The organism is Mycolicibacterium sp. lyk4-40-TYG-92 (assembly GCF_030209435.1).
In the GTDB taxonomy this organism is placed as follows: Bacteria; Actinomycetota; Actinomycetes; order Mycobacteriales; family Mycobacteriaceae; genus Mycobacterium.
This window is the reverse complement of record NZ_JARVRX010000013.1, coordinates 167,034-192,865: the sequence shown is the minus strand read 5'-3', so window position 1 is coordinate 192,865 and position 25,832 is coordinate 167,034. Positions and strand designations below refer to the sequence as shown.

The following is a 25,832-nucleotide window of genomic DNA, read 5'->3' as shown; positions in this document are numbered from 1 at the left end:
AACCATGAAGACTCGCACCAGCAGATTTCTGGGCGTAACCGCGGCCGTCGCCGCCCTGACCGCGTCGCTGCCGCTGGCAGTGTCCGCCTACGCAGACCCGCCGCCGCTGCCGCCGCCGACCAACAAGACGGTGGACCCGCAGGGCCCCGGCTGCGACAAGGTCAAGGCCGGCATGCCCGACCTGAAGACGTTGGCCACCAAGCCGGTGAGCCAGGCGCTGGCTGCCATTCCGGCGATCAGCACCTTCAACTCGGCGGTCTCCGGCGGCCTGAACCCCGCCGTGAACATCACCAGCGTGCTGGACAACGGCCCGTACGTCGTGTTCGCGCCCACCAACGAGGCCTTCGCGGCGCTGGACCCGGCCAAGCTGGAGTCCCTGAAGGCCGACCCGGCCGCGCTGACGAGCCTGGACTACTACCACGTGTTCCTGGGTGTGCTGGGCAATGACACCGTCAAGGGCCAGCGTCCGACGCAGCAGGGCAGCCAGATCAAGGTGACCGGCGACGGCGGCGACATCAAGGTCAACGACACCGCCAAGCTGGTGTGCGGCGCCATCGAGGCGAGCAACGCCCGCATCTACGTGATCGACACCGTGCTGGACGTGGCGGACGCCCCGGCCCCGGTCACCGCCGCGGGTAGCGAGACCTCCACCTCGACCTCGGCCGCCACGACCACGTCGACCTCTGCGGCTCCGAGCCCCGCTGAGTCGGCTCCGGCGTCAACCACGTCGGCCCCGGCCACGACGACGGCTGCACGCTAGCCAGACAAACGAAATCGGCGCCCCTGCACCACGTTGTGCGGGGGCGCCGATTGGTTTGTGCGGGGCCTACAGGCCGCGTCGGCGGTGCCGACTAGAGACCCAGGTCGCGGCCGATGATGTCCTTCATGATCTCGGTGGTGCCACCGAAGATGGTCTGGATGCGGGCGTCGCAGTAGTCGCGGGCGACGCGGTACTCCATCATGTAGCCGTAGCCGCCATGCAGCTGCACGCAGCCGTCGATGACCTTCTTGGCGGTCTCAGTGCAGAACCACTTGGCCTTGGCCGCCTCGACCGCCGACAGGTCGCCGTCGAGCACACCCTCCAGACACCGGTCGATGTACCGCTCACAGACGTCGAGTTCGGTGTCCATCTCCGCCAGCAGGAACCGGTTGTGCTGGAAGCTGCCGATCGGCTGGCCGAAGGCCTTGCGGTCCTTGGCGTATTGCAGTGTCTGGCGCCAGGATTCGCGCGCGCCGGCGATCGCGGAGATCGCGATGCCGAGCCGCTCCGACGGCAGGTTCTGCATCAGGTGGTAGAAGCCGCGGCCTTCCTGGCCGAGGATGTTGGCCGACGGCACCCGGACGTTCTCGAAATGCAGTTCCGAGGTGTCCTGCGAGTGCAGCCCCATCTTGTCCAGCTTGCGGCCGCGGGTGAAGCCCTCCATGCCGCGCTCGACGACGAGCAACGTGAAGCCCTTGTGCCCGGCCTCGGGATCGGTGCGACAGACCGTCACGACGAGATCGCTGTTGATGCCCGCCGAGATGAAGGTCTTGGAGCCGTTGATGATCCAGTCGTCACCGTCGCGGACGGCGGACGTGCGGATGCCCGCCAGGTCGCTGCCGGCACCGGGCTCGGTCATCGCGACGGCGAGGATCAGCTCGCCGCTGGCGATGCCCGGCATCCACCGTGCCTTCTGCTCGTCGTTCGCGAGGTGCTTGAAATACGGTGCGACGACGTCATTCTGGAGGCTGAGTGCCGGCGCGGGGCCGCCGTAACGGGCGATCTCCTCGTCGATGACGGCGTTGAACCGGAAGTCGTCCGACCCGCCGCCGCCGTACTCCTCGGGCATGTTGAACCCGATCAGGCCGTACTTACCGGCGGCGGTGTACGCCGACCGGTCGACCATGCGCTCCTGTTCCCACTTCTCGGCATTGGGGACGAGCTCACGCTCGATGTACTGCCTGGTGGATTCCCGGAGCGCCTCGTGCTCCTCTTCGAAAACTGTCCGCTTCACGATTTCTTCTCCGTCACTTGGCTTTCCATACCGGCTGACGCTTCTGCGCGAACGCCAGCGGGCCTTCCTTCGCGTCCTCGGACTGCAGCAGGGTCACGAACTCCCGGTTGGTGCGTCGCCAGCCGTCCTTCTCGCCGGTCACCACGCCGTCGTCGGCGCCGTACGCCACCCGCTTGCTCGCCTGCACGGCCAGCGGCGCATTGGACGTGATCCGTTCCGCCAGAGCCAGAGCCGCGTCCACGACGGTGCCGTCGGGCACCACCTGGTTTATCAGGCCCCAGCGCAGCGCGTCGGCCGACGTCATCGGGTCGCCGGTGAACATCAGCTCCAGCGCGACCTTGCGCGGCAGCTGCTCGACGATCCGGAACACGCCGCCGGCGCCGGCGATGAGTCCCCGTTTCACCTCCGGCAGACCGAATTTCGCGCTCTCCCCGGCGATCACGAGGTCACTCGCCAACGCCAGTTCGGTGCCCCCGCCGAGGGCAGTGCCGTTGACCGCCGCGATGGTGGGCTTGTCGATGAAATGGCTGACGTAGCCGGCGAAGCCCCAGTCGGTGTGGTCCGGGTGGAAGAGGTTCTCGCCGCGCGAGAGGGCCTTGAGATCCGCACCGGCACAGAATGATTTGTCGCCGGAGCCGGTGATCACCACGGCCCGGATCTCGGGGTCGTCCTGCGCGGCCTGCAGCGCGTCGCCGACACCGATGCTGACGGCCTGGTTGACGGCATTACGTGCGTCCGGCCGGTTGATCGTGATCAACAGGACGTTGCCGCGCCGTTCCGACAGCGCGCCGGGCTCGATGGAAACCGACGTCACAACAGCTCCAGGATGGTGGCGTTGGCCTGGCCGCCGCCCTCACACATGGTCTGGAAGCCGTACTGAATTCCGTTGTCCCGCATGTGGTACAGCAGGGTGGTCATGATGCGGGCGCCCGAGCCGCCGAGCGGGTGGCCGAGGGCGATGGCGCCGCCGTTCGGGTTCAGCTTGTTCTCGTCGGCGCCGATGTCCTTGAGCCAGGCCATCGGAACCGGAGCAAAGGCCTCGTTGACCTCGAAGACGCCGATGTCGTTCACGCTCAGGCCGGACTTGGCCAGCGCCTTCTGGGTGGCGGGAATCGGGGCGCTGAGCATCATCACCGGGTCGGCGCCAGCGAGGACGCCGGTATGCAGACGGGCAAGAGGCTTGAGCCCCAACTCTTTTGCCTTCTCGGCGGACATGATCAGCAGCGCGGCCGAGCCGTCGGAGATCTGCGAGGAGTTACCGGCGTGGATGACACCGTCTTCCTTGAAGGCCGGCTTGATGGCGGCCATGGACTCGACGGTGCCGCCGCGCCGGATGCCACCGTCTTCGGAGACGATATTGCCGTCCTGGTCCTTGATGGCCACGATCTGGTCCTTGAAAGCGCCGGCATCCTGTGCGGCAGCGGCCTTTTCGTGCGACCGCAGCGAGAACTCGTCGAGCTGGGTGCGCGACAGGCCCCACTTCTCGGCCATCATCTCGGCGCCGGTGCCCTGGTTCGGCGTCTGGTCGTAGCGGGCGCGGAAGGCCTCCGGGTAGGGGTGGCCACCATTGGCGAGCGACGATCCCATAGGCGTGCGCGACATCGACTCGACACCACCGGCGACGACGACGTCGTAGTGGCCGGCGACCACGCCGGCGGCGGCGAAGTGGACCGACTGCTGACTGGAGCCGCACTGGCGGTCGACGGTGACACCGGGGACGGTCTCGGGCCAGCCGGCGGTCAGCACCGCGGTGCGTGCGATGTCGAGGGCCTGTTCACCGGCCTGCATGACGCAGCCCCAGATGACGTCGTCGACGAGCGCGGGGTCGAGGCCGGCACGCTGCACCAACCCATTGAGCACCTGAGCGGACAGCTCGGCCGGATGCACACCCGACAAGGCGCCGTTGCGCTTTCCGATGGGCGACCGGACCGCCTCGACGATGACTGCTTCAGCCACGGACTTCTCCTTCAACGTTGAATTGACACCCGTAAACACGCTTTATCAGTGAACATAGAACAGAAGGTTTACTAGGTCAACCTACTAGTTGGTAGGCAACGGCAACTGCCGGAATGAGCGGCGCGCGCCGCCTCACATGGTTTACTGAGTTGCCTAACACGAGGCCAGCGATTCGGTTCAAGGAGGGCCCAGATGGCGCAGACTCCGCCGTTGTCGCCGATGATCGACGCACGTACTGTGCCATCCTCGGCCAGCGGCCCCATCCGCTCCCCCAAAACCGCGGAACTCGTGGCCGGCACCCTGCGCCGCATGGTCGTCGACGGCCAGCTCAAGGAGGGCGACTTCCTGCCCAACGAGGCCGAGCTCATGGCCCACTTCGGCGTCAGCCGCCCGACCCTGCGCGAAGCCGTTCGCGTCCTGGAGTCCGAGCGCCTCGTGGAGGTACGACGCGGCTCGCGCACCGGTGCCCGCGTCCGCGTGCCCGGACCCGAGATCGTGGCGCGGCCGGCCGGTCTGCTGCTGGAGTTGTCCGGCGCGACGATCGCCGACGTGATGACGGCCTGGTCGGCCATCGCGCCGATCGCGGTGCGACTGCTGGCTGAATCGGGGAACACCGCGGCGTTCGACGAGCTCGACACGATGCTGGCCGAGTACGTCCCGTCGGGCTACGAATCCGGCCGAATGGCCGAGACCACAGGCGATTTCTACCGACGCATGGTCGAGCTTTCCGGTAACGCGACGCTGACCATCATCACCGGCATGCTGCAGGAGATCACCGTGCGCCACACCGCGTTCGCCATGCGGGAGAACCGCCCGATGTCCAAGTCGGACTACGACATCGTGATGCGCTCGCACAAACGGCTGATGACGCTCATCCGGTCCGGCAACGGCGCCGCCGCCGAGGCACATTGGCGCAAACACCTCGACATCGCCAACAGCCTGCTGTTCGCGGGCATGGAGAACGTCAAAGTCCGCGACGTCATGCGCTAGTCACGTCATAGACCGGTACGTCGTCGGCCCACGGCTGCCGCGTGACCATGTCCTTGACCTTCACGTGGCCCCGCTCGAACTCGCCGGTGGCGGCGTCGACCAGGCGGTACTGCTGCGTCTGCCGGTGGATGGGCTGCGCGTCGAGCATGACGATCCGCACCTCACCCGGCTCGAACCGGCAGCGCTCCTGCAGCGCCGCGACCAGTTGCTCGTTCGACATGTGGCCGTCGCCGAAGTTCCAGCCGATGGCGGTCGAGACGATCCGCTCGCCGTCGGTCAGGGTGTAGTCGTCCTCGTTGTGGCCGGCCATCGCGCGGTGCGCGAGCGTGAACAGCGCGCGCCCGTGTGTGTTGAAGGCGCGGAACGCATAGCCCATGTACAAGTACATCTGCGCGTTCTCCGGGCTGCCGTAATACCGCTCCATCTGCGTCGCGGGCATGGCGGCGATCGCGACGATGTTCTTCTCGATCTTCTCCGACGCCGACGGCTTGATGCACCACAGCGACGTGTCCCAGTTGCCCGCGTAGTACCGCATGCCCGGCAGGAAGGACACCTTGCGCGGGAACAGGTTTCCGACGACGACGGTGCCCGCGACGACCGCGAACAGCACGAGCGGCCACGGCGACGTCAGGTCGGTGATGCTGATGTCGGCGTGCCCGACGAACAGCGTCACGACGCAGAACATCATGAAGACGTTCCACTCCAGCGGCACGCCCATCGGGATCGCCGACAGGATGCCGAAATGGAAGCACAGCATGACGAACGCGGCGAGGTACGTCGGCCAGCCGCCGTGGCTGAAGAACAGCACCAGCGGCACCCCGCCCTCGATGAAGGTGCTGAAGTGCGCCATGAAGCGGGACGGGCGGCCGGGGCGCAGGTCGTCGGGAAAATGCTCGAAGAACGCGCGCTTGATGAACTTCGGCCGCAGCACGGGGTTGTTGCTCATCATCGTGGAGATGACGAACGGGAAGTGGTGATTGAGCTTGGACGTCGCGGCCCCCAGCCAGATGACCATGCACACGAGCTTGGCGGCGATGATGAGGTCGACGCCGTAACCGGCGAACAGGAACGCGACGGTGAACGAGCCGTACACCTCGCCGCGGGCGGCCAGGAAGATGACCTTGTCCCGCAGTCCCGCCAGTGCCAGCACACCGAGGATGGCCCAGATCTGCCACAACGGGAGCACGCCGACGGTCGCGCCGGGCAACACCGGACCGGTGCCGTCGGAGCAGAGGGCGACGACGAGCAGGACCAGCAGCGCGCCGTAGAGCAGCACGTCAACGGGAGTCCGGGCATCGCCACGCGTCAGCGGGATGCGGCCGGGCCACGGTGGCAGACGAATGGTCTTCGGCCGCAGCCAGTACAGGATCGAGCCCATCGGCGGGAAGAAGCGGTTGTTCAGCGGGCCGAAACCGCAGCCGAGGCCGATCACCTCGAACAGCATCGTGTAGAGCACGACCTTCTCGAAGACGATCGGCTCGGTCCACCACGTCGCGACGTTCGTGAAGCCGTCGATCCCCTTGCTGGACAACGCGATCAGCCAGCCGCCCAGGATGTACAGGCAGATCTTGACGACGTAGAACAGGTGCAGCGCCACCGGAGTGCCGAAGCCCGTCTCGGCCCAGTGCCGGGCCATCGGGACGATCTTCTGCGCGCGGGTGCCCTTGTTCCACTCCTCGAAGTCGATGACAGGAGTGTCCTGCGTGAGAAAGCCCATACCCGTCAGACTAGAACGTGTTCTAGTCTGACGGAATCAGATCCCCACAGTTGGTGCCGTAGCCGAGGCACGGAGCTCCGAGAAGACGGCTCCCGGCACCGGGCCGACGACAGCGCTCAGACTTTGGCGGGCGGGCGGAAGAAGATCAGCAGCTGCCCGATGCCGCCGGCCAGGCCCAGCACCACGGCGATGATCAGCCCGCACCAGCCGTGCAGCAGGTGGTAGAAGCCACTGCCGTGGAACAACAAGCAGTCCAGGCTGTACCGGCCCGCGCCGGTGCCCGCGATCGCCACGGCCGCGACACCCAGCACCAGGTTGTACTCCCAGCCGGATTTCACGATGAAGAAGCCGTTGTCGCGGTGCACGGTCCAGGCCGCCACCACCATGAGCGCCACGAACCCCGCGGCAGGGATCGGCGTCAGGAAGCCGACCGCGAGACCCAGGCCGGCCAGGATTTCGGTGCCGGCAGCCAGCCGGGCGTGCAGCATGCCGGGCTTCATGCCGATGCTGTCGAACCAGGCGGCGGTACCCGGGATACGGCCGCCACCGAAGAACTTGTTGTACCCGTGCGCAGCCATCGTCAGACCGAGCACCACCCGCAGCAGCAGGATCGAGAACGCGTAAGCAGTCACGCGATGAACTTAGCCCGCGCCGTCGAGAACCGCTGCCAACCGTTCCACATACGAATCGACATCCGGTAAGGCCGACCGGGACGCGTGCACGCTGATCGTGACGGTGTCGCCGATGCCGTGGACGCCGTGCGTCAGCCCCATCATCGGCGACAGCGCCGGGCATGCGGTGGTCAGCACCACCGGGCACCCGCCGAACGTCAGATCGGCCCGGCCACGGTTGACGCTCGACACCACGGTGTTGCCCGTCGCCGACGGAGACCGCGCGTGCACGTCGAATTGCTGGGTGCCCCAACGCAGCAACCGTGCCGGCACCGCCGCGGTGGCGGCATCGCTCGCCGCGGCCGCGGGATGCTCGAACCGCTGCCGCCGCATGGCGAGTTCCGCCTCGATCCGCGCCGCCCGCTCGTGAAAGGGCAATCGCGGGTGCAATGCCACCCCGACGTTGCCGTAATGGTTGTAGGCGCGACGGGTACCGGTCTTGGCCATGGGCACCTCGGCCCCCAGCGCCTCGACGCCGCCCAGTTCGGCCGCCAGCGCCTCCGAGACGGCCGCAAGCACACCGACCGTCACCGTCGGGCCGGGCAGATCCGTACGGTGACGGACCACCGTCCGCAATTCGTCGGGGCCCTCCGGCGCATTGTTTGTCGCCTGTACCGGCCACGAATCGGCCGGTGGGGCAACAGCACCCGACTCCGTGTCGTGCACGAGCCGACGATGAGCGGCGCTGGCCCGCCACGCCAGGTACGGCAGTGCCCACGTCCCGAGCCGCGACTCGACCACCGCCGGCACCGGCTGGTCGCGGCCGAAGATTCGTCGCATGAGCGCCGTCGCGCGCCGTCCGTCGGCAAGGGCGTGCGACATCTGCACGACGACGACGGTGCCCGCCCCCGTCTCCGGTATCCCGGTGACGCCGGCGAAGACGTGCAGCCGCCATGCGCGCACGGTGGCGTCGAGTTGGTCACTCGCGGCCATGGCGCGCACGGCGCTCAGGCACCCGGACCACGTGAGGTCCCCGGGTTCGTGCACGAGGATCTCCGGGGCGTCGCACCGCACCCAGGACGGATAGCGCCAGGCGTTCGAATCGTCGATGCGTACCAACAACTCTGGGCACGCCGACACGTTGCGGCGTAGTGCTGCCAGCGCGGCGTCGAGGTCGGCGGGCACACCGTCGAACCCGCACACCAGAAACATGTCGTTGGGGATTTTCGCCGACATCCAGAAACTCTGGGCGTCGGCGGCCGCCATCCGGTTCACACCGGTTCGAACTTGGCGATCAGCCACTGGCCCCCCAGTCGTTCCAGGGTCACCCGCGCGCTCGTCGGGGTGCTGGACGGCGCCTGGTCACCGATCCGCACCGTCTGGTTGACGAACACCAGCACCACGGCATGGTTCTCCTCGACCGACACCGCGGCCGCAGCCGGCACCGAGGTGGCCGCCGCGATGTGCCGCTGCTCGGCGCCGGGGATCACCGATTTGGTCAGCGTCGTGTACTCATCCAGGAACGGTGTGGTGAGCAGCTTGCGGGCGTCGGTCAGCTGTCGACGGACCGTGTCCGGCTGGTACGACAGCAGGGCGACCGTGCCGTCGCTGGCGACCTTGATCACCGTGGCGCGCTCGGCCTCATTGCTGTGCTTGGCGGTCAGGTACCACAGTCCGCCGGCGGCGGCCGCGAGCACCAGCGCCAGCGCCGGCAGGACCCGGTAGGCCGTCACCCGCGCCCACGCGATGCCGCCGGTCTTGTGCGAATTCGCCTGCGGCACAGGAGCACCAAGCGCCACCGGCTCGGCTTCGACCGACTCCGTCTCAGCCGGCTCTTCGGGTTCATCCATCCCGTGCTTGCTCATTGGATCGGCTCCACCTTCGAAACCTTGGCGTCCTCGCCCGCCTTCTGCATCGTCAGCCGCACGCGCCAGTAGCGGTCGCGTTGCGGCGGCCCGCTGCCGACCTCGGTGTGCACCTTCACCGCGACCAGGACCACGCCACTGGTTTCGTTCGCCGACTCCACGCCGGCCTCGGTGACCGTGCCGACCGACGCCGACTGCTGCTGTTTCACCGAGTCGACAACAGCCGTCGAACGCTGTTTGAAGTCATCGAAGTAGGCGCCGGTCGAGGTGTCCAACGCCCGCTTGATGTCGTCGTCGACGTGCCGGTAGTCGATGGTCGTGAGATTGACGGCGACCTGCTTCCCGGCGGTGAGGTACATCTGGTGCAGGGCCTCGTCGCGACGCAACTGCAGCTCGCGCTGACCGAGCCACGTCACCACCGCGCCCAGCGCGCCGACCACCAACACGCCGACGACGAGCGCCACGATCACGCGGCTATCGCGTTTGGGCGCAGCCGGTTTCAGGAAAGCGAGGGCTTCCTCGTCGGAAATGGCCGGTTTCTCGTCGTCGGCATCGGAGGTCACGTCCGGGGCGCCGGCGTCCTCGTCGTCCACCTCGTCGGGATTCCTGTGCCGCCCGTGCTCGTCAGCCATATGCCTTCCTCTCGCCGCGCGCCCGGCCGGGCGGCGACACCTCGGCCGAGTCTAGAGACCGCACGGTGACCAGGGTCCTGTTCGGTTCAGTTAGCACAGCTCGGTAACGTGCAGGAGAAGTGACGAGAGGAATCCAGTGAGCACCGACGAACGCACTTCCCCGGCCGATGGCGGCAGCAGTCCACAGACGGTGCGATTCCGCGGTATCGACGAACTGACTCTGGTCGCCGACGAGTGGAACCGCGACGCGGACATCGCTGCGGACAAGCCCACCATCCTGATGCTGCACGGCGGTGGTCAGAACCGGCACTCCTGGAAGAACACCGGCCAGATTCTTGCGGACGCCGGCTTCCACGTCGTCGCACTGGACAGCCGCGGGCACGGCGACAGCGACCGCTCCCCCACCGCCAACTACTCGCTCGAGACGCTGACCGGCGACACCCTGCAGGTGATCTACCAGATCGGCCGGCCGGTGGCCCTGATCGGCGCCAGCATGGGCGGCCTGACCAGCCTGCCGGTCGCGCACGAAGCCGGTCCCGAATTGGTCACCAAACTGGTTCTGGTCGACGTGGTGCCGCGGTTCGAGAAGAGCGGCAGCGCACGCATCCGCGACTTCATGTTCAGCGGCATCGACGGCTTCGCCTCGCTGGAGGAGGCCGCCGACGCCGTCGCGGCGTATCTGCCGCACCGCACCCGGCCCCGCAGCGTGGAGGGGCTCAAGAAGAACCTGCGGCTGCGCGACGGCAAGTGGTTCTGGCACTGGGACCCGGCGTTCCTCACGGCGCCCGGCGACGACCCGTTCGAGCGCGCCGAGATGCTCGAGCACGCCGCGATCAGCCTCGAGATCCCGATTCTGCTGATCCGCGGGAAGCTGTCCGACGTGGTCAGCACCGAAGGCGTGCAGGACTTCCTGCAGAAGGTGCCGGGTGCGCAGTTCGTCGAGCTGTCCGACGCCGGGCACACCGCGGCCGGCGACGACAACGACGCGTTCACCGACGCGGTGGTGCAGTTCGTCCGTCAATGACCCGATCGCGGCCCGTCGCCTCGATACTTGAGCGGTGACGGTTTCGACGATCTCGCTGGTCGCCATCTGTGTGCTCGCCGTGGTGGTTGTCGTCGAGACCATCGCGTTGCGGGTGACGCGCGCCCGGCTGCGGGCCGCGCGGCAAGAGATCGCGGAGCTGCGCGCGCCGTCCGAACCCCGCACGAACCTGCTGCTGGCCGGCGGCCGCGCGGCGGTGAAGACGATGTGGCAGACCGCCAACCTCATCAACAAAGAGGGCTTCGGCGGTGCGATGTGGTCATCGATCGAGGAGCTCGCCGGCTGGGCCGAGGTGGAGCGGCCGGACCTGGCCAAGCTGGCGCCGACCGGCCGCGTGGCGATCATGTTCTCGGACATCGAAGGATCGACAGCGCTCAACGAGCGCATGGGTGACCGGGCCTGGGTGCGACTGATCGACCATCACGACAAGTTGGTCGGCCGGTGCGTCAAGAAGCAGTCGGGTCTGGTCGTGAAGAGTCAGGGCGACGGTTTCATGATCGCCTTCGCCGAGCCGGAGCAGGCCGTGCGCTGCAGCATCGACATGCAGCAGCAGTTGGCGAAGGCGCCGGGCGGCGTCCGGGTCCGGATCGGGATTCACACCGGAAAGTCGGTGCGCCGCGGCGACGATCTCTTCGGCCGCAACGTCGCCATGGCCGCGCGGGTGGCGAGTCAGGCCGACGGCGGCGAAGTACTCGTGAGCAAGGCCGTGCGAGATGCCCTGTCCGCCTCGGCTTCCTGCGCGGACATCAGTTTCGACAGCGGCCGGGTGGCGGAGCTGAAGGGCTTCGCCGGGGACCACCGGCTCTATGCCGTGGGCTGGCTGCCACCGGATTCGGCCAGCCGCTGATGCAGCCGGGCGCGAATGTCGTCGGCCGTGTATGACTCGCGCTTGCGCTGATCGCGCGCGACCAACACGCCACCGGCGACCACGCCCGCGACACCGGCCAGGCCAACCCACTTCCACACGCCACGCATGCAGTGATTATGGACGAGCGAAGCGGCGGGGAATGTCTAAGCTGCCCAGATGACTGGTAACGCGGTGACACTGGAGCGGGCGCTGGCCGAGACCCGGACCGGCGATATCTGGTTGTTCCGTGGGGCTTCCAAGCCCGACCGCGCCATCCAGGCGCTCACCAACGCCCCCGTGAACCACGTCGGCATGACGGTCGCGATCGACGACCTGCCGCCGCTGATCTGGCACGCCGAACTCGGCGACAAACTCGAATGCATGTGGAGCGGCAGCCATCACCGCGGCGTGCAACTCAACGATCTGCGCGCCGCCGTGGAGCGGTGGGTGTACGCGTACGGGCAGCGGTGCTGGCTGCGCCAGCTGACGCCGTACGCCACCCGCGAGCAGGAAGACCTGGCACTGAAGGTGGTGGCCCGCATGGACGGCACCGCGTTCCCCACCACGGCCCGGTTGACGGGACGATGGTTCCGCGGGCGGGCGCCGGTGGTCAGCGACTACACGCGCGGAATTCCATTGGTACATCGCAAGGTTCGCGAATCCGCCCAGCGGGACAAGAGCCGCCGGCGGGCGACCGGGCTCGAGACCGCCTACTGCGCCGAGACGGTGGCCATCACGTACGAGGAAATGGGTCTGCTGGTCACCGAGAAACGAGAGAACTATTTCGATCCCGGATCGTTCTGGAGCGGTGATTCGCTGTCGTTGACGCCGGGCTACCAGCTGGGCGACGAGATCGAAATTCTCGCCTGACCTGCAGGGCAGAAATCCCCGAATAATTTCAATCGCCGTCAATGAACTTCGGGCAGGACTAGCATTCGTGCGTGAATTCCCAGTAATCGGCAAGCTGCCAGGAGTCGTCATGCGAATGAAAAGCGCGCTCATTGCATCGTGGATCGCCGCTGCCGCGATCGGCGGCGCAGTCAGCCTCGCCCCGATCGCCGGAGCTCAGCCGGATCCCGACGTGCCTTACGGCGGCGACGAATTCGAGGCTCCGGGCCAGGGTCCTGGGCCGGGCAGCTTCGGCTTCCATGAGTCGAATCACGACGAGAAGGACACGTCCGCCGGCGATACCGACGTGCCGTACTGAGCCCCTCTTTCGAGGCGCCCTATTCGCGGCGGTAACTGAGGTCGGCGTGCGTGCGCCGAGGATGTCAGCGGTTTAGGAGCTCAAGTCCAGCAGCCGCTTCGGATGCATACCGTCGACCTGCCCGATGAACGGCGGATGGATGCTGTAGCCGAGCATCCGCCGGATGTCTTCGGACACGCGTCGCACGGTGTCCTTGGTCATCGACAGCGTGAACGCCTCCTGCGGCCGCAGCCACGGCTCGCAGTATTGAGCGGTGACGGCCAGCCGCGGACGGCCGGTGCGGTTGGCTCCGCCACCGTGCCACAGCGTGCCCGGGAAGAACACGCATGACCCGGCTTTCATCACCACGGGACGGCGTTCGACGTCGTCGCCCGGCAACTGGTCACCCCAGCGCTGACTGCCGGGGACGACGTCGGTGGCGCCGTTGTCGGCGGTGAAATCGTCGATGGCCCAGATGGTCGCCGCGCCCAACGGGGCCCGGGGCCGCGGCAGCGGGTAGAAGCCATCGTCGGTGTGCAGCATCTGCGCCTGCTCCCCCGGCAGGATATTGATCACCTGGAGCATGGACAACAGATAGTTCGGCAGGAACATCCGGTCCAGCAGGGCGAGCACGCGCGGGTGGTCGGCGATGACGTCGCACGCCGCGGTCTTGTTCAGCACGCTGTAGATGCGCTGGGTTGACCGTCCCTCAAAACCGTTGCGGCCGTGTAGATCCAGCATCGGCGTCACCGCCTCCCGGATCTCGTCGAGCTGCTGTGCGCTGAGCAGGTCGGGCAGGATCACGTAGCCGTCGCGCGCCATCGCGGCGAGGTCGGCGTCCACGATCGCTGGGTCGACGGTCGCGCCGCCGCTCTCGGTTCGGCGGTACGTGCCGGCCAGGTCGCCGCTCAAGTCCGCCAGCGATGACACTTCAGTGCTCATGGCTCCACTCCCGCCGAAACATAACTGAATTCTGTTATGTTTTGGACTATGGCACGCGCCCCGATCGGACGTCAACAACTTCTGACCGCCGCGCGCGACGAACTGGTGCGCGGCAACGGAGTGCTTGAACTGAACGCGCTGATGCGTCGGGCACAGCTGAGTACCGGCGCCCTCTATCACCACTTCGGTTCCAAAAGTGGGCTTCTCGCAGCGGTTTACGACGACTTCTACCACGGGCTGCGGCACGCCATCGCCGACGCGCACCTACCCGTCGGCGTCGACTGGGGAATCCGGGAACGCGAGCGCACCCGGCGTTTCGTCGCCTACCACTTCGACGATGACCTGGCGCCGATCCTGCTCGGCCGCGCGACGCTGGACCCCGAACTCGCCGAACTCGAAGCGGTCCATCTGCAGACGATGAGCGAGGCCGCGTCCGACAACATCCGGCACGGACAAGAAACCGGTGAACTACCCGACGACATCGACGCGGACAGCGCCGGCGCGTTCGTCATCGGCGGTCTGCGGCACAGCATCGCCCAACAGCTCCGGGCCACACCGCGCGCCGATCCCGATCTGGCGGCCGAGCGACTCTGGCATCTGACTGCCGCGGCGCTCGGTATTTCTTGACCGCTGGGTGGCGAACGAGAACGCGAGCTAACCAAAAGTTGGCTGTGGCCGCGAAGAATCACGGGTCTACGCGCACTCGGACTACCGAAGAGGGCACGTCATGCGAACGCTGTGTGATCGGTGCTGGCCGAGCCGCTACCGGGCGAAAGAGCCGTTCAGCGGTAATCGCGGCCACGGGGTTGTTGCCGGACTACCGGTGTGATGTGTCGTTCGGCGGCGCTCGCCGAACTGAACTCGTCAGCAACATCGAACTGCACCACGCGATTCCCGCCTTGCCGTTTGGCTTCGTACATGGCGCGGTCGGCGTGGCGCAGCACGTTGTCGACATTGCCCTGAAGCGGTAGACGTCGGCAGACGATTCCCACACTCGCGGTGACGGTATCGGTGATGTCGTGGAGCGCGACACGGAGACGGTCGACGAACTCGGTGGCCTCGGCGTCGGAGTTGACCACGGCCAGAGCGCTGAATTCGTCGCCGCCCAGCCGGGCGGCGATGTCGCCGGGTCGCATGCAAGCGGCCAGTGCCTGGGCCACCGCTTTGAGGGCGAGGTCGCCCTCTTCGTGACCGTGCACGTCGTTGAGCCCTTTGAAGCGATCGAGGTCCACGATGGCGGCAACCAGAATGGCCGATCCGTTATTGCGGATCAGTTCGTCTGTGCGGGCGTACATCCCACGTCGATTGTTCAGTCCGGTCAGCGGGTCGAGGGTCGCGTGTTGAAAAGTTTTCAAAGCCGTACGTCGGGCGCCCTCGATCAGGGCCTGGATGAGCACCGGGAGGACGATCACGGATGAGATGGCCGGAGCCAAGAAGATGTACAGATCGCCCCAGCCGGAGTGATGGGTGGCAACGCAGTAGGCCGAGAGTGCGATCATCGCAGCGAGCGTGAATGCGCAATGTGCCGCCAGCACCGTCGGGCCGAGGATGAACGCGATGTAGACGCCGATGAGGCCCATGTGAAATGTGCCGTCGAGTCGTGCTGCGGGCGTCGAGTTGAAGGCAGTGCCGATCGCCAGGGCGATATCGGCCCACGCCACGAACAGCAGTGATTGACGGAATGTCGGCCAATCGCCGACGATCCACATGATGCCGACGATCGCCGGCGTGCCCCCCAGAACGAGCTGGATCAGTCGGGGAATGAGGCCGTGCGGTCCGTTCGGGTTGAACTGCATCGTCCACACGACGGGCGTCATTGATATGCACATCACACCGATCACCACCCTGAGCGGGGTCATGAGGCCGCTGGCACGCAGCGCATCCGTGGTGAATCGATACATGTCCTGCTTCATCGGCGCTCCACCCCGCAGTGCGATGCTGAGCGGCTGAGTCTAAAGCGTGCCTCCCAGATCGACCCAGTGATCAAGGATTCGGGCGCCGACGGACTGCGCCACACGGGTCAGACCGTCCCGCGGGCGGCCCATGCCGTGGCCGTCACGGTGAACGGTCCGTCGCCAAGATGTTGGCGCGCAACGGTTTCCAGCCGGTCGCGTCCCGCATCGTCGAGGCGCTGCACGTAGTCCCCGGCGGGACCGACGCCGAACGTGTACGGCTCCCACCATTCTTCGAAGCTCGGATGCACCACGTCGATGGTGATGGCGTCCTCTGCCACGTCGCGGAGCCCGGCGGCTTCGAAGATCTCGGTCAGGTGTCCCCGGTGCGCGCCGGACAGCAGCGCCTCGTCCTGCGCGTCGGGGTCAACCACGTGGACGGCGTCCCAGAACGGCGCCAGCGCGCCGGTCGGACCGTCCCACACACACGCCGCGACGATGCCGCCGGGCCGAGTCACTCGGGCCATCTGGCTCACGCCGACCACGGGGTCCGCCATGAAGTGCACCACCAACTGTGCCAGCGCGGCATCGAAAGTACCTGCGTCGTAAGGTAATTCCTCTGCCGTGCCGCTACGCACATCGATGCCGGGGAAACGCTCACGCATCGCGTCGACGAATGGTGGCGACGGATCGATCGCCGAGACCTCGGCTCCGACCGACCGCGCGTACGCCGTCAGCGCGCCGGGACCGCAGCCGACGTCGAGCACCTTGTTTCCCGCGGCGACCCCGGCGAAGGCACCGAAGACCCCAGCGAGAGGCTCGGCATAGCGGCCCATGTAGCGGCCGTAGGCGTCCGGCGAGACGACGAAGCTCACCAGCAGATGCTATGCCGCGAACAGGCAGCTACACCTCGAATTTCGCCTTCGCACCGTCGGTCACCGGCGTGAAGAGGTTGACCAGATTGCCGTCGGGATCGCGGAACAACAGCGCCCGGTTGCCCCACGGCATGGTGGTGGGCTCGGTGACCACCTCGTCCAGCCGGTCGCGGAGCCGTTCGTATTCGGCGTCCACGTCGGCCACGATGAACTCGATGATGGCGCTCCGGTTGGCCGCAGGCTCTGCCGAACCCGCGCCGAACAACGGGACGGTCTTGTCGCTGCCGATCGCCAATGTGCCGACCGGCGTGGGGATTTCCGCGAACATCTCGTTGGCCCAGACGGCGTCGGCTCCGGTCACCAATTCATAGAACCCGACGAGGCTCGGCACGTCGGCGGTGATGATGCGGGTGGAAACAAGCTTCATGGCGGGCAGGCTATCGGCGGGCACCGACAAAACTGCCGGACCGAGAGTGCCCGACGACGCGGGAAGATCGATCACTCGTCCGTCAGAGAGGATCGACGAATCGGCTGTCTTCAGAGTGCGTTCACGAGCAGCACGTAAGCGAGCGTGCCGGCTCCGACGCTGAGCAGCGTCCGCCGCCCGCCGAGCAGGTGGACGCCCACGGTGAGCGCCACCGCGAACGCGGCGTACGCCAAGCGGCCGGCGTCGACGGCGACCGAGCGGAAGGTGCTCGCCGCCAGGATCACCACGATGCCGACCGGCATCCAGGCCGCCATCGTGTTGACGAAGCGGGACTTCCGTAGCGGCTGCAGGATCGCGAACGGCACCGCACGCAGGGCCAGATTGATGGCGAAGACCGTCGCCAGGACGGCCGCGAGGTACTTGAGGTCAAGCATCGGCCGGCTCCCGCCACCGCATCAGGAGGTAGCGCGCCACGAGCGTGGCGATGAACAGCAGCAGCCCGACGAACAACGCCGCGTGCGGCGCAACCACCACCGCGACCGAGAAGCTGAGGGCGGCGAGCAGGAGCGAGGGCACGCCGTCGCGCGATCGGCAGGCGTCGAGCGTGAGGGTGACGAACAGTGCGCACAGCGCGAACTCGAGCCCTTCGATGCGCCCCGGCAGCATCGAGCCGAGCAGAACGCCCGTCAAACCGCCACCGACCCAATAGATTTGGAACGCGGCCTGCATCGAGACCAGGCGCCACGACGTCCAGTCGCGTGGGTTGGCGGCGGTCACCGCGTAGGCCTCGTCCACGAGGGTGTAGACGGAATAGGCCCGGGCGAACCGGTTCCGCACGACGTGCAGCGGGAACGTGAACGCGTAGAAGACGTGGCGGAAGTTCACCAGGAACGCGGTCAGTGCGATGGTCGCCAGCGGGGTGACCGCGACGATCATGCCGATCAGCAGCAGCTCCAGCGACCCTGCGAAACACGCGATGGACAGCGCCGGCGCCACCCACCACGGCAGGCCCGCCTGGATGACCAGCAAGCCGAACGCGACGCCGATCGGATACATGCCGAGGCCGGCTGCGAGCGACGCCCGCACACCCGCGGCGATCTCCGCTTTCCGAGAAGTCACCACCAGAGCATCCATATGAACAATGATCCCAGGTTCGGTGCAACATATGGTTGCCACTTACTGCGCCATCGAGCCGCTGTGCGCAATAATTGGTCATGGACAGTCTCGACACAGCAATAATCGATGTCCTGCGCGAGGACGGCCGCATCGCGAATGTGGCGCTCGCCGAACGAGTCGGGCTCACGCCGGGGCCGTGCCTGCGGCGGGTGCAGCGACTCGAGGCCGACGGCGTCATCGTCGGCTATCAGGCCCTGATCTCACCCGCCGCCGCGAACCAGAGTTTCGAGGTGCTGCTCGACGTCGAGATCACCGACTTCGACATGAAGAGCATCGAAACGTTCGAGGCCAAGATGGCCGGGTATCCGCAGGTACTCGAACTCCATCGGCTGTTCGGTTCGCCCGACTACCTCGTGCGCGTCGCCGTCGCAGATCTGCCCGCATACGAGCAGTTCCTGACGAGCAAGGTGCTCGCCATTCCGGGCATCCACCGGGTGTCGTCACGGTTCCCGATGAAGACGATCAAGTCACTGCGGCCGCTGTGAGCCGTCGGCGGGTCAGTGCACGAGCTTGAGGCCGACGACGCCGCCGATGATCACCGTCAAGAACACCACCTTGAGCAGCGACGCCGGCTCGTCGCCCGTGGCCATCGCGTAGACCACGGTGAGCACGGCGCCGATTCCCACCCAGACGGCGTACGCGGTACCGATCGGCAGGTCGCGCATGGCGTACGCCAACCCAGCCATGCTGGCGGTGAGCGCGACGGCGAACACGATGCTGGGCGAGAGCCTGCTGAACCCCTCGGACTTGCCCATCGCGGTGGCCCACACCGCTTCGAGGACGCCGGACAGGACCAGAACGAGCCACGACATGATGCTTCTCCCGGGCCGTCTTGTCGCATACCGGGTACGGCACCCATCGTCCGGAAGCCTGCGTTAAGGCTCTGTTACCAAGTTCTCACAGAGCAACTTGGGTGGCAATGTCAGATCAGTCACCACCACCGCTTTGAGCGGCGGGCGGCATCTGGCGGCGGCGGTGACGTTGTCGTTCGGCGATCCCGCTGAGCTCATTTGTAGCCTGGGTGGATGGGCGAGGTATTGGACGAGGGGCCGTTTTTCCATGGCACGAAAGCCGATTTGCAGGTGGGCGACCAGCTCACCGCGGGATTCCGGTCCAATTACCGGCCTGAAGTCGTGATGAACCACGTCTATTTCACCGCGTTGCGCGACGGCGCGGGCCTCGCCGCCGAACTTGCCGCCGGCGACGGCACCCCGCGCGTCTACGAGGTGGAACCGACCGGGGAGTTCGAGAACGATCCCAACGTCACCGACAAGAAGTTCCCGGGCAATCCCACGCGGTCGTACCGCACCAGGGCGCCGCTCCGGATCGTCAGCGAGGTCACGGACTGGACGCGACTGACACCCGAGGCTCTCCAGATGTGGCGAGACCGGCTGGCCGCCGTACACGCCGACAGCCGCGGCGAGATCATCAACTGAGCCCATCGCGGGCTCTAGATGGCCTCCGCAGCGGGTTCGGGGAATCGGCGGTTGAGTGCGTCGATGAGGTGGTGCGTTTCGTAGAGTTCGGCGCGCAGTCGACGGCTCTGCCGGTGACTCCAGTCCGACAAGCGGCGTTCTCTACGTTCGGCTAGTTCCAGAAGGTGCGAAATCTCCTCGACGTGACGCCACAGCTCGGCGCGGAGCCGATCTGCTTGGGCGACATCGTGGAAATCCTCCATGGCGTGAATGGTCGCACTATTGGGACCCCTGCGCATGGCAGTTGAGCTAGTTGATGGTGTGGCTTGTGGGGCGGAAGCTCGCTTTGCCGGGAAGGCACCTCGCCGAAAGACGTCGAGCGCCTGAACAAATGCGGCCGGCGCGCTAACTGCGGTTGGCTTTCACTGCCTCGTGAATCAATGCCTTGAACGCGTCTGCGTCCAGGTCGTCGCCCTCGCGCAGATCAATGGCGCGCCGGACTCCGGCGTCGAGACTCGCGTTGAACAGATGATCCGGGTCCTTCAGGGATGCGCCTTTGGCGAAGGTCGCCTTGACCTTGTCCTTGTACGTCTCCACCGTGCAGATCAGGCCGTCCAGTGAAAACGTGGGCACGCCATCAGGGTTCGACGGCTTGCGCCACTTGGACTCCTCGACGACGTCGGGTTCGGCTTGTTTGATCAATGCCCGAAGTTCGTCGACCCGATCGGTGCGCCAATCCCCACTCACAGCCGCCAATGTACTAGGCAGACCTGGCTGTTATCGCAACCTTCTCCGCGCTAGACGCACTGTTGAGCACTACACGTTGAAGCGGAACTCCACCACGTCGCCATCGACCATGACGTAGTCCTTGCCTTCCATCCGGACCTTGCCGGCGGCCTTGGCGGCGGCCATCGAGCCGGCTTCGACGAGGTCGTCGAACGCCACGATCTCGGCCTTGATGAAGCCCTTCTCGAAGTCGGTGTGGATGACGCCGGCTGCCTTGGGCGCGGTATCGCCCTGGTGGATGGTCCACGCCCGCGATTCCTTGGGGCCTGCGGTCAGGTAGGTCTGCAGCTTCAGCGTCCGAAAACCGGCGCGCGCCAACGCATCCAGGCCGCGCTCGGTCTGGCCGATGGACTCCAGCAGCTCGGCGGCGGACTCGTCGTCGAGCTCCAGCAGCTCGGCCTCGATCTTGGCGTCCAGGAACACGGCCTCGGCCGGGGCGACCATCGCGGTCAGCTCGGCCTTGCGGACCTCGTCGGTCAGCACCGACTCGTCGGCGTTGAAGACGTACAGGAACGGCTTGACGGTCATCAGGTTCAGCTCGCGCAGAATCGACCAGTCCTTGCCGGTGGAGAACAGCGTGTTGCCCTCGTCGAACACTGCCTGGGCCGCCACCACCGCCTCCAGGATCGGCTTGCGGTCCTTATTGGTGCGGGCTTCCTTCTCCAGCCGCGGCAGTGCCTTTTCCAGCGTCTGCATGTCGGCGAGGATCAGTTCGGTCTCGATGACCTCGATGTCGGACTTGGGGTCGACGCGGCCGTCGACGTGCACGACGTCGTCGTCGGCGAAGGCACGCACCACCTGGCAGATGGCGTCGGCCTCGCGGATGTTGGCCAGGAACTTGTTGCCCAGGCCCGCGCCCTCGGACGCACCCTTGACGATGCCGGCGATGTCCACGAACGTCACGGGCGCCGGGACGGTCTTCTCCGAACCGAAGATCTCGGCGAGCTTGTCGAGCCGTGGGTCGGGCAGCGGCACGACACCCTCGTTGGGTTCGATCGTTGCGAACGGATAATTAGCCGCGAGCACGTCATTACGTGTCAACGCGTTGAACAACGTCGACTTCCCGACGTTCGGCAGACCGACGATTCCCAGGTTCAGACCCACGAGTTCGTTAGTTTAGGAGACGCCACACCGTCCCAACGCCCACCTGCAGGCACAGTGGCCCAGATTGCCGGTACGGTCTAGGAGTGTCAGCAGAGCATCATGGGCCCGAAGCCGCCCTCGATCGCCGCTCGGCGCTGCCCAGCATCCCGGGAATCCCCTGGTGGGGAGCCATTGTGCTGGCCGTCACAGCCACCGCGATCGGCTTCGCCTACGACGCCGGCACCGGTGACAAAGAACTCAGCGCTTTCTTCACTTTCTGCTACGTGGCCGGCTGTGTACTCGCTGTGCTCGGCGTGCGGCGGTCCGGGATTTTCACCGCGGTCATTCAACCCCCGCTGATCCTTTTCGTCGCCGTGCCGGGCGCGTACTTCATGTTCCACAGCGACAAGATCGCCGGCATCAAGGATCTGCTGATCAACTGCGGGTACCCGCTGATCGAGCGTTTTCCGACGATGTTCTTCACCGCAGCGACGGTTCTGATCCTCGGCCTGGTCCGTTGGTTCGTCCTGCCGCAGTTCCTGACCTACACGGAGGACGACGCGGAGGAGTCGGTCGCCGAGCCCAAGCCGCGCCGCAGCCGCCGTCAGGTCGACGCCGAAGACGTCGCCCCCGCCGGACTCGCCGCGACGCTGTCGGCCAAGCTCACCAAGCTGACGACGGGCCAGACGCCGCGCAGTTCTCGCACCCGCGCCACCTCGTCGCGTCGTTCGGCGACGGACTCGCCGCGCCGGAGCGCCGCCGATCCCCAGCGCGCACCGCGGCCGTCCCGCGCTCGGGCGGAGGCCGGCGACACCGAGCTGATCGAACCAGTGCCCGGCCAGATGCGTCGGCCGCGGCCGGCACGTCCCCGCCCGGCCGCCACCGACCCGTATGCCGTGCCCGACGAGCCGCGGCGTCGTCCGCGTCCGACCGGTGAGCCGCGCCGCGCCGCGCAGGAGCGCTACGACTACCGGGAGCCACGGGAGCGGGACCGCTACGAGCGGCCGGCACAGCGCCCGTCCGCGGCCGAGCCGCGGCGTCGTCGCTACGCCGACGATCCGTACGAGCCCGGCGATCGCTATCAGTCCCCGGCCCGTCCGTCGCGCAGCGCGCCGCCCAGCGGCGCCCACCACCCCGTATCCCGGGTGCGGTACCGCGGTGCTGACGACGACGTCGCGCCGGAGCCGCGCGAACGCCGGCCGCGTCAGCCCCACAACTGGGACTGACCGGCCGCGTCTGCGCTCGAAGGGCTAGTGCCGGGCCGGACGAATCTCGCGCGGCAGCGCGAACACCAGCGTCTCGTTGGCGGTGGTGACCGGCTGCACGGTGTCGTAGCCGAATTCCGCGAGGCGCTCGAGCACGCCGCGCACCAGGATTTCCGGCACTGACGCGCCGGAGGTGACGCCGACGGTCGTGACACCCTCGAGCCAGCCCGGGTCGATGTCCTCGGCGTAGTCGACCAGCTTGGCGGCGTTCGAGCCGGCGTTCAGCGCCACCTCGACCAGACGAACCGAGTTGGACGAGTTCCGTGAGCCGACGACGATCACGAGCTCGCACTCCGGGGCCATCGCCTTGACCGCGACCTGGCGGTTCTGGGTGGCGTAGCAGATGTCGTCGCTGGGCGGGTCCTGCAGCGTCGGGAACTTCTCCCGCAGTCGGCGGACGGTCTCCATGGTCTCGTCGACGGACAGCGTGGTCTGGGACAGCCAGATGACCTTGTTCGGATCGCGGACCGTCACCTTGTCGACAGCGTCCGGATTGTCGACGACCTGCACGTGCTCAGGTGCCTCGCCGGCGGTGCCGACGACCTCTTCGTGGCCCTCGTGGCCGACCAACAGGATGTCGTAGTCGTCGCGGGCGAAGCGCTTGGCCTCGTTGTGCACCTTGGTGACCAGCGGGCAGGTGGCGTCGATGGTCCGCAGATTGCGGGCCGCGGCCTCCTCGTGCACCGTCGGCGCGACGCCGTGGGCCGAGAACACCACGATGGCACCTTCGGGTACCTCGTCGGTCTGCTCGACGAACACCGCACCGGCCTTGGCCAGCGTGTCCACCACGTAGCGGTTGTGCACGATCTCGTGGCGCACGTACACCGGAGCGCCGTGCTTCTCCAGCGCGCGCTCCACGGTCTCGACGGCGCGGTCCACGCCGGCGCAGTAGCCACGCGGCTCGGCGAGCAGCACGCGCTTGCCGGTTTTGCTCATAGCTTCTCCGGCGACCGAAACGGTGGCGCCGGGAATGCCCATATTGATGGTCGGTGGCATAGCACAAGGGTACTGATCACCGCAGGGCCACAGCCAGCCGTACTCTGGCAGGCATGTCTACTGCGCCCTACGGAGTCCGGCTGCTGGTCGGCGCGGCTGCGACCGCGCTCGAGGAGACCATTCGGCTCCCCCACACCATCCTGACCTACCCGATGACGCTGGCCAGTCAGCTCGCCCAGCTGGTCATGAAAATGCAGCAGGACCTGGCCGAACTGGTCAACAAGGGCGACGAGACCCTGGAGCAGTGGTTCCCGCCCAAGGACGAGCAGCCGGAATGGGCCACCTTCGACGAAGACCTGTTGGAGCCGGGTGCTACCGATCCGGGGGCCGCGGACACCGAGCAGCCCGACGGCGCCCGCCTGACCGAAGGCCGGTTCGCCCTGTACAGCACGGGTGCCGCCGAGGCCCCGAAGCCGTCGACGAACGGTGCCGCCGCCAACGGCGCGAGCGTGGCGACCCCGTCGATCGTCGAGGACCTGGACTACGCCGAGCTGACCCTGGCCCAGCTGCGCGCCCGGCTGCCCCAGCTCAAGGTGGACGACCTCGAGGCACTGCTGACCTACGAGAACAACACCAAGTCCCGCGCGCCGTTCCAGACGCTGCTGGCCAACAGGATCACCCGCGCGACCGCGAAGTGATGCGGTGACAGCTGCCGAGATTCCGAACTCGGCCGAGAATCCATGGCCGGTCCGGGCGGTGTCCACCCGGGTGGCCAAGTACATCGACCGGCTCGGCACCATCTGGATCGAGGGCCAGCTCACCGAGTTGAAGCTGCGTCAGTCGACGGCGTGGATGGTGCTGCGCGACCCGGCCGCCGACATGTCACTGTCGGTGAGCTGCCCGCGCGGCCTCATTGACGACGCCCCGGTCGCCCTGTCGGAGGGCACCCAGGTCATCATGCTGGGCAAGCCGCAGTTCTACACCCGCAACGGCTCATTCTCGTTGCGCATCAGCCAGATTCGCGCCGTCGGCATCGGTGAGCTGCTGGCCCGCATCGATCGACTGCGCCGCCTGCTCGATGCCGAGGGCCTGTTCGACCCGCGACTCAAGCGCCCGATCCCGTTCCTGCCCAACACCATTGGCCTCATCACGGGCCGCGCTTCGGCGGCCGAACACGACGTCGTCACCGTCGCTCAAAGCCGTTGGCCCGCAGTCCACTTCGATATCCGCAACGCGGCGGTCCAGGGGACCAACGCGGTGCCACAGATCGTTGAAGCCCTGCGCGCCCTGGACGCCGCACCGCACGTCGACGTCATCGTGATCGCGCGCGGCGGCGGCAGCGTCGAGGACCTGCTGCCGTTCTCCGACGAGACGCTGTGCCGCGAGATCGCAGCCTGCACCACCCCTGTGGTCAGCGCCGTCGGGCACGAACCGGACAATCCGTTGTGCGACCTGGTCGCCGATCTGCGGGCGGCCACCCCGACCGACGCCGCCAAACGCGTCGTCCCCGACGCCGCCGCCGAGCAGGCGCTGGTGACCGACCTGCGCCGGCGCAGCGCGCAGGCCCTGCGCAACTGGGTGCACCGCGAGGAGCGCTTCATCGGCCAGCTGCGCGGCCGCCCGGTCCTGGCGCAGCCACTGCAGGCACTGGACGCCCGCGCCGAGGAGATCACTCGGGCGGTGACGGCCGCGCGCCGCGACATCCGGCGGCTCATCGCCACCGAGACCGACCACGTCGGGCACCTGTCGGCCCGGCTGGCCACGCTCGGACCGGCCGCGACGCTGGCCCGCGGTTATGCCGTGGTGCAGAACCTGTCCGCGGCCGGTGCCGTCCTGCGATCGGCGCAGGACGCCCCGGCGGGAACCAGACTCCGAATCCGGGTGGCCGACGGCGCCGTCACGACCGTGAGCGAAGGAATATATGACGAACATTAGTCAGCTTGGCTACGAAGCTGCCCGCGATGAACTGATCGAGGTCGTCCGCAAACTGGAAGCGGGCGGACTCGACCTCGACACCTCGCTCCAGCTCTGGGAAAGGGGCGAACAACTGGCAAAACGGTGCGAAGAGCACCTGGCCGGCGCCCGCAAGAAGGTCGAGGACGCGCTCGCCTCAGGCGCCGACGACGAAAATTGATCAGTGCGGTAATTTTCGCAGCACTCTGTTAACTGAAACACGTTTCAGTTATGCTCCTGCA

The 25,832-nt window shown here is 67.0% G+C and carries 33 protein-coding genes and 1 riboswitch; of the genes, 13 read left to right on the top strand and 20 right to left on the bottom strand.

Annotation, left to right across the window (positions count from 1 at the left end):
• Positions 1 to 4: 4 nt before the first annotated feature.
• On the top strand, positions 5 to 760 hold the full coding sequence (locus QRN63_RS19760) for a fasciclin domain-containing protein (protein WP_285032333.1): 756 nt from the start codon (positions 5 to 7) through the stop codon (positions 758 to 760).
• 91 nt (positions 761 to 851) lie between these two features.
• Here QRN63_RS19760 and QRN63_RS19755 read toward each other — a convergent pair whose 3' ends face one another.
• From QRN63_RS19755 to QRN63_RS19745, 3 genes are read right to left on the bottom strand one after another with little or no spacing between them, the layout of a single operon-like run.
• Positions 852 to 1,994 (bottom strand): acyl-CoA dehydrogenase family protein, encoded by a 1,143-nt coding sequence (locus QRN63_RS19755; RefSeq protein WP_285032332.1) that lies wholly within the window; start codon positions 1,992 to 1,994, stop codon positions 852 to 854.
• A 13-nt stretch (positions 1,995 to 2,007) separates the two neighbouring features.
• The gene (locus tag QRN63_RS19750; RefSeq protein ID WP_285032331.1) at positions 2,008 to 2,808 is read right to left on the bottom strand and encodes a crotonase/enoyl-CoA hydratase family protein; all 801 of its coding nucleotides are present in this window, start codon (positions 2,806 to 2,808) and stop codon (positions 2,008 to 2,010) included.
• On the bottom strand, positions 2,805 to 3,950 hold the full coding sequence (locus tag QRN63_RS19745; RefSeq protein WP_267315367.1) for a thiolase family protein: 1,146 nt from the start codon (positions 3,948 to 3,950) through the stop codon (positions 2,805 to 2,807). Before QRN63_RS19745 ends, QRN63_RS19750 begins: the two co-directional genes overlap by 4 nt.
• A gap of 192 nt (positions 3,951 to 4,142) precedes the next feature.
• Here QRN63_RS19745 and QRN63_RS19740 point away from each other — a divergent pair, with 192 nt between their 5' ends.
• Positions 4,143 to 4,940, top strand: a complete 798-nt coding sequence (locus QRN63_RS19740) for a FadR/GntR family transcriptional regulator (RefSeq protein ID WP_267315368.1) — start codon at positions 4,143 to 4,145, stop codon at positions 4,938 to 4,940.
• Here the strand turns inward: QRN63_RS19740 and QRN63_RS19735 are convergent.
• From QRN63_RS19735 to QRN63_RS19715, 5 genes are all read right to left on the bottom strand, one after another.
• Entirely contained in the window at positions 4,930 to 6,657 is a 1,728-nt protein-coding gene (locus QRN63_RS19735) for a DUF3556 domain-containing protein (protein WP_285032330.1), read from the bottom strand. The two genes, QRN63_RS19740 and QRN63_RS19735, sit on opposite strands and share 11 nt — an antisense overlap.
• Positions 6,658 to 6,773: 116 nt before the next feature.
• Positions 6,774 to 7,289 (bottom strand): DoxX family protein, encoded by a 516-nt coding sequence (locus tag QRN63_RS19730; protein WP_267315370.1) that lies wholly within the window; start codon positions 7,287 to 7,289, stop codon positions 6,774 to 6,776.
• Positions 7,290 to 7,298: 9 nt separating this feature from the next.
• Positions 7,299 to 8,534 (bottom strand): WS/DGAT domain-containing protein, encoded by a 1,236-nt coding sequence (locus QRN63_RS19725; RefSeq protein WP_285032329.1) that lies wholly within the window; start codon positions 8,532 to 8,534, stop codon positions 7,299 to 7,301.
• A gap of 5 nt (positions 8,535 to 8,539) precedes the next feature.
• Positions 8,540 to 9,133, bottom strand: coding sequence for a hypothetical protein (locus tag QRN63_RS19720; protein ID WP_285032328.1), 594 nt, complete (start codon positions 9,131 to 9,133; stop codon positions 8,540 to 8,542).
• Positions 9,130 to 9,765, bottom strand: a complete 636-nt coding sequence (locus tag QRN63_RS19715; protein WP_285032327.1) for an Rv1363c family protein — start codon at positions 9,763 to 9,765, stop codon at positions 9,130 to 9,132. Before QRN63_RS19715 ends, QRN63_RS19720 begins: the two co-directional genes overlap by 4 nt.
• Before the next feature lie 136 nt (positions 9,766 to 9,901).
• On the opposite strand from QRN63_RS19715, the gene QRN63_RS19710 reads away from it, so the two are divergent.
• Positions 9,902 to 10,789 carry an alpha/beta fold hydrolase gene (locus QRN63_RS19710; protein ID WP_267315374.1) on the top strand — a complete coding sequence of 296 codons (888 nt, stop codon included), beginning with the start codon at positions 9,902 to 9,904 and terminating at the stop codon, positions 10,787 to 10,789.
• Between the two features lie 34 nt (positions 10,790 to 10,823).
• Complete coding sequence (locus tag QRN63_RS19705) at positions 10,824 to 11,654, top strand: adenylate/guanylate cyclase domain-containing protein (protein ID WP_285032326.1); 831 nt, start codon at positions 10,824 to 10,826, stop codon at positions 11,652 to 11,654.
• Here QRN63_RS19705 and QRN63_RS19700 read toward each other — a convergent pair.
• Positions 11,612 to 11,782, bottom strand: a complete 171-nt coding sequence (locus QRN63_RS19700; protein WP_090562611.1) for a hypothetical protein — start codon at positions 11,780 to 11,782, stop codon at positions 11,612 to 11,614. The genes QRN63_RS19705 and QRN63_RS19700 overlap by 43 nt on opposite strands.
• 49 nt (positions 11,783 to 11,831) lie before the next feature.
• Between QRN63_RS19700 and QRN63_RS19695 the strand changes: the two genes are divergently transcribed.
• Together QRN63_RS19695 and QRN63_RS19690 are read left to right on the top strand one after the other, a co-directional pair.
• Positions 11,832 to 12,524, top strand: coding sequence for a guanylate cyclase (locus tag QRN63_RS19695; RefSeq protein WP_285032325.1), 693 nt, complete (start codon positions 11,832 to 11,834; stop codon positions 12,522 to 12,524).
• Positions 12,525 to 12,633: 109 nt separating this feature from the next.
• A complete protein-coding gene (locus QRN63_RS19690; protein WP_285032324.1) occupies positions 12,634 to 12,861 on the top strand; it encodes a hypothetical protein in 228 nt (75 codons plus the stop codon).
• A 72-nt stretch (positions 12,862 to 12,933) separates the two neighbouring features.
• On the opposite strand, the gene QRN63_RS19685 is transcribed toward QRN63_RS19690, so the two are convergent.
• Positions 12,934 to 13,782 (bottom strand): phytanoyl-CoA dioxygenase family protein, encoded by an 849-nt coding sequence (locus QRN63_RS19685; protein ID WP_285032323.1) that lies wholly within the window; start codon positions 13,780 to 13,782, stop codon positions 12,934 to 12,936.
• A 36-nt stretch (positions 13,783 to 13,818) separates the two neighbouring features.
• Between QRN63_RS19685 and QRN63_RS19680 the strand changes: the two genes are divergently transcribed.
• On the top strand, positions 13,819 to 14,409 hold the full coding sequence (locus QRN63_RS19680; RefSeq protein WP_502888165.1) for a TetR/AcrR family transcriptional regulator: 591 nt from the start codon (positions 13,819 to 13,821) through the stop codon (positions 14,407 to 14,409).
• A 155-nt stretch (positions 14,410 to 14,564) separates the two neighbouring features.
• On the opposite strand, the gene QRN63_RS19675 is transcribed toward QRN63_RS19680, so the two are convergent.
• The 5 genes from QRN63_RS19675 to QRN63_RS19655 all read right to left on the bottom strand — a co-directional run bounded on the left by QRN63_RS19675 (position 14,565) and on the right by QRN63_RS19655 (position 18,095).
• Positions 14,565 to 15,695 carry a GGDEF domain-containing protein gene (locus tag QRN63_RS19675; RefSeq protein WP_285032321.1) on the bottom strand — a complete coding sequence of 377 codons (1,131 nt, stop codon included), beginning with the start codon at positions 15,693 to 15,695 and terminating at the stop codon, positions 14,565 to 14,567.
• A 107-nt stretch (positions 15,696 to 15,802) separates the two neighbouring features.
• Positions 15,803 to 16,549, bottom strand: coding sequence for a class I SAM-dependent methyltransferase (locus QRN63_RS19670; protein WP_267315381.1), 747 nt, complete (start codon positions 16,547 to 16,549; stop codon positions 15,803 to 15,805).
• Positions 16,550 to 16,577: 28 nt separating this feature from the next.
• The gene (locus tag QRN63_RS19665; RefSeq protein ID WP_267315382.1) at positions 16,578 to 16,976 is read right to left on the bottom strand and encodes a VOC family protein; all 399 of its coding nucleotides are present in this window, start codon (positions 16,974 to 16,976) and stop codon (positions 16,578 to 16,580) included.
• 110 nt (positions 16,977 to 17,086) lie between these two features.
• Complete coding sequence (locus tag QRN63_RS19660) at positions 17,087 to 17,410, bottom strand: branched-chain amino acid transport AzlD family protein (protein ID WP_285032320.1); 324 nt, start codon at positions 17,408 to 17,410, stop codon at positions 17,087 to 17,089.
• Positions 17,403 to 18,095 carry an AzlC family ABC transporter permease gene (locus QRN63_RS19655; protein ID WP_350224465.1) on the bottom strand — a complete coding sequence of 231 codons (693 nt, stop codon included), beginning with the start codon at positions 18,093 to 18,095 and terminating at the stop codon, positions 17,403 to 17,405. Before QRN63_RS19655 ends, QRN63_RS19660 begins: the two co-directional genes overlap by 8 nt.
• Positions 18,096 to 18,190: 95 nt before the next feature.
• On the opposite strand from QRN63_RS19655, the gene QRN63_RS19650 reads away from it, so the two are divergent.
• A complete protein-coding gene (locus tag QRN63_RS19650; RefSeq protein WP_082761909.1) occupies positions 18,191 to 18,637 on the top strand; it encodes an Lrp/AsnC family transcriptional regulator in 447 nt (148 codons plus the stop codon).
• A 12-nt stretch (positions 18,638 to 18,649) separates the two neighbouring features.
• Here QRN63_RS19650 and QRN63_RS19645 read toward each other — a convergent pair whose 3' ends face one another.
• Positions 18,650 to 18,964, bottom strand: coding sequence for a DMT family transporter (locus tag QRN63_RS19645; RefSeq protein ID WP_285032318.1), 315 nt, complete (start codon positions 18,962 to 18,964; stop codon positions 18,650 to 18,652).
• A 9-nt stretch (positions 18,965 to 18,973) separates the two neighbouring features.
• Positions 18,974 to 19,039: riboswitch (guanidine-III (ykkC-III) riboswitch) on the bottom strand.
• Positions 19,040 to 19,177: 138 nt separating this feature from the next.
• Between QRN63_RS19645 and arr the strand changes: the two genes are divergently transcribed.
• Complete coding sequence (gene arr / locus QRN63_RS19640) at positions 19,178 to 19,588, top strand: NAD(+)--rifampin ADP-ribosyltransferase (protein WP_267315387.1); 411 nt, start codon at positions 19,178 to 19,180, stop codon at positions 19,586 to 19,588.
• 14 nt (positions 19,589 to 19,602) lie between these two features.
• Here arr and QRN63_RS19635 read toward each other — a convergent pair whose 3' ends face one another.
• From QRN63_RS19635 to ychF, 3 genes are all read right to left on the bottom strand, one after another.
• On the bottom strand, positions 19,603 to 19,830 hold the full coding sequence (locus tag QRN63_RS19635; RefSeq protein ID WP_267315388.1) for a hypothetical protein: 228 nt from the start codon (positions 19,828 to 19,830) through the stop codon (positions 19,603 to 19,605).
• 142 nt (positions 19,831 to 19,972) lie between these two features.
• Positions 19,973 to 20,314, bottom strand: a complete 342-nt coding sequence (locus QRN63_RS19630) for a DUF1801 domain-containing protein (protein WP_267315389.1) — start codon at positions 20,312 to 20,314, stop codon at positions 19,973 to 19,975.
• A 69-nt stretch (positions 20,315 to 20,383) separates the two neighbouring features.
• The gene (gene ychF / locus QRN63_RS19625) at positions 20,384 to 21,457 is read right to left on the bottom strand and encodes a redox-regulated ATPase YchF (RefSeq protein ID WP_285032317.1); all 1,074 of its coding nucleotides are present in this window, start codon (positions 21,455 to 21,457) and stop codon (positions 20,384 to 20,386) included.
• 83 nt (positions 21,458 to 21,540) lie between these two features.
• Between ychF and QRN63_RS19620 the strand changes: the two genes are divergently transcribed.
• Complete coding sequence (locus tag QRN63_RS19620; RefSeq protein WP_285032316.1) at positions 21,541 to 22,662, top strand: DUF6542 domain-containing protein; 1,122 nt, start codon at positions 21,541 to 21,543, stop codon at positions 22,660 to 22,662.
• A 24-nt stretch (positions 22,663 to 22,686) separates the two neighbouring features.
• Here the strand turns inward: QRN63_RS19620 and QRN63_RS19615 are convergent, their stop codons facing one another.
• The gene (locus QRN63_RS19615) at positions 22,687 to 23,697 is read right to left on the bottom strand and encodes a 4-hydroxy-3-methylbut-2-enyl diphosphate reductase (protein WP_267315391.1); all 1,011 of its coding nucleotides are present in this window, start codon (positions 23,695 to 23,697) and stop codon (positions 22,687 to 22,689) included.
• Between the two features lie 53 nt (positions 23,698 to 23,750).
• Here QRN63_RS19615 and QRN63_RS19610 point away from each other — a divergent pair, with 53 nt between their 5' ends.
• Genes QRN63_RS19610 through QRN63_RS19600 form a run of 3 tightly spaced genes read left to right on the top strand, consistent with a single transcriptional unit; the run spans position 23,751 to position 25,771 of the window.
• Positions 23,751 to 24,335, top strand: coding sequence for a lipid droplet-associated protein (locus QRN63_RS19610; RefSeq protein ID WP_285032315.1), 585 nt, complete (start codon positions 23,751 to 23,753; stop codon positions 24,333 to 24,335).
• Positions 24,336 to 24,339: 4 nt separating this feature from the next.
• Positions 24,340 to 25,572: an exodeoxyribonuclease VII large subunit gene (gene xseA, locus QRN63_RS19605; RefSeq protein ID WP_285032314.1), complete on the top strand. Its 1,233-nt coding sequence runs from the start codon at positions 24,340 to 24,342 to the stop codon at positions 25,570 to 25,572.
• Positions 25,559 to 25,771 (top strand): exodeoxyribonuclease VII small subunit, encoded by a 213-nt coding sequence (locus tag QRN63_RS19600; RefSeq protein ID WP_061003281.1) that lies wholly within the window; start codon positions 25,559 to 25,561, stop codon positions 25,769 to 25,771. The genes xseA and QRN63_RS19600 overlap by 14 nt, the downstream gene beginning before the upstream one ends.
• The last annotated feature ends 61 nt before the right edge of the window (positions 25,772 to 25,832 follow it).

Bases quoted from the DNA above. Each gene is read 5' to 3' on its own strand.
- QRN63_RS19600 (WP_061003281.1), top strand. From the start codon at position 25,559: ATGACGAACATTAGTCAGCTTGGCTACGAAGCTGCCCGCGATGAACTG.
- QRN63_RS19680 (WP_502888165.1), top strand. From the start codon at position 13,819: ATGTTTTGGACTATGGCACGCGCCCCGATCGGACGTCAACAACTTCTG.
- QRN63_RS19720 (WP_285032328.1), bottom strand. From the start codon at position 9,133: ATGAGCAAGCACGGGATGGATGAACCCGAAGAGCCGGCTGAGACGGAG.
- QRN63_RS19675 (WP_285032321.1), bottom strand. From the start codon at position 15,695: ATGAAGCAGGACATGTATCGATTCACCACGGATGCGCTGCGTGCCAGC.
- QRN63_RS19665 (WP_267315382.1), bottom strand. From the start codon at position 16,976: ATGAAGCTTGTTTCCACCCGCATCATCACCGCCGACGTGCCGAGCCTC.
- QRN63_RS19650 (WP_082761909.1), top strand. From the start codon at position 18,191: ATGGACAGTCTCGACACAGCAATAATCGATGTCCTGCGCGAGGACGGC.
- QRN63_RS19645 (WP_285032318.1), bottom strand. From the start codon at position 18,964: ATGTCGTGGCTCGTTCTGGTCCTGTCCGGCGTCCTCGAAGCGGTGTGG.
- QRN63_RS19735 (WP_285032330.1), bottom strand. From the start codon at position 6,657: ATGGGCTTTCTCACGCAGGACACTCCTGTCATCGACTTCGAGGAGTGG.
- QRN63_RS19760 (WP_285032333.1), top strand. From the start codon at position 5: ATGAAGACTCGCACCAGCAGATTTCTGGGCGTAACCGCGGCCGTCGCC.
- QRN63_RS19635 (WP_267315388.1), bottom strand. From the start codon at position 19,830: ATGGAGGATTTCCACGATGTCGCCCAAGCAGATCGGCTCCGCGCCGAG.
- QRN63_RS19725 (WP_285032329.1), bottom strand. From the start codon at position 8,534: ATGGCGGCCGCCGACGCCCAGAGTTTCTGGATGTCGGCGAAAATCCCC.
- QRN63_RS19690 (WP_285032324.1), top strand. From the start codon at position 12,634: ATGCGAATGAAAAGCGCGCTCATTGCATCGTGGATCGCCGCTGCCGCG.
- QRN63_RS19660 (WP_285032320.1), bottom strand. From the start codon at position 17,410: ATGCTTGACCTCAAGTACCTCGCGGCCGTCCTGGCGACGGTCTTCGCC.
- QRN63_RS19715 (WP_285032327.1), bottom strand. From the start codon at position 9,765: ATGGCTGACGAGCACGGGCGGCACAGGAATCCCGACGAGGTGGACGAC.
- QRN63_RS19615 (WP_267315391.1), bottom strand. From the start codon at position 23,697: ATGCCACCGACCATCAATATGGGCATTCCCGGCGCCACCGTTTCGGTC.
- arr (WP_267315387.1), top strand. From the start codon at position 19,178: ATGGGCGAGGTATTGGACGAGGGGCCGTTTTTCCATGGCACGAAAGCC.
- QRN63_RS19700 (WP_090562611.1), bottom strand. From the start codon at position 11,782: ATGCGTGGCGTGTGGAAGTGGGTTGGCCTGGCCGGTGTCGCGGGCGTG.
- QRN63_RS19685 (WP_285032323.1), bottom strand. From the start codon at position 13,782: ATGAGCACTGAAGTGTCATCGCTGGCGGACTTGAGCGGCGACCTGGCC.
- QRN63_RS19610 (WP_285032315.1), top strand. From the start codon at position 23,751: ATGTCTACTGCGCCCTACGGAGTCCGGCTGCTGGTCGGCGCGGCTGCG.
- QRN63_RS19740 (WP_267315368.1), top strand. From the start codon at position 4,143: ATGGCGCAGACTCCGCCGTTGTCGCCGATGATCGACGCACGTACTGTG.
- QRN63_RS19695 (WP_285032325.1), top strand. From the start codon at position 11,832: ATGACTGGTAACGCGGTGACACTGGAGCGGGCGCTGGCCGAGACCCGG.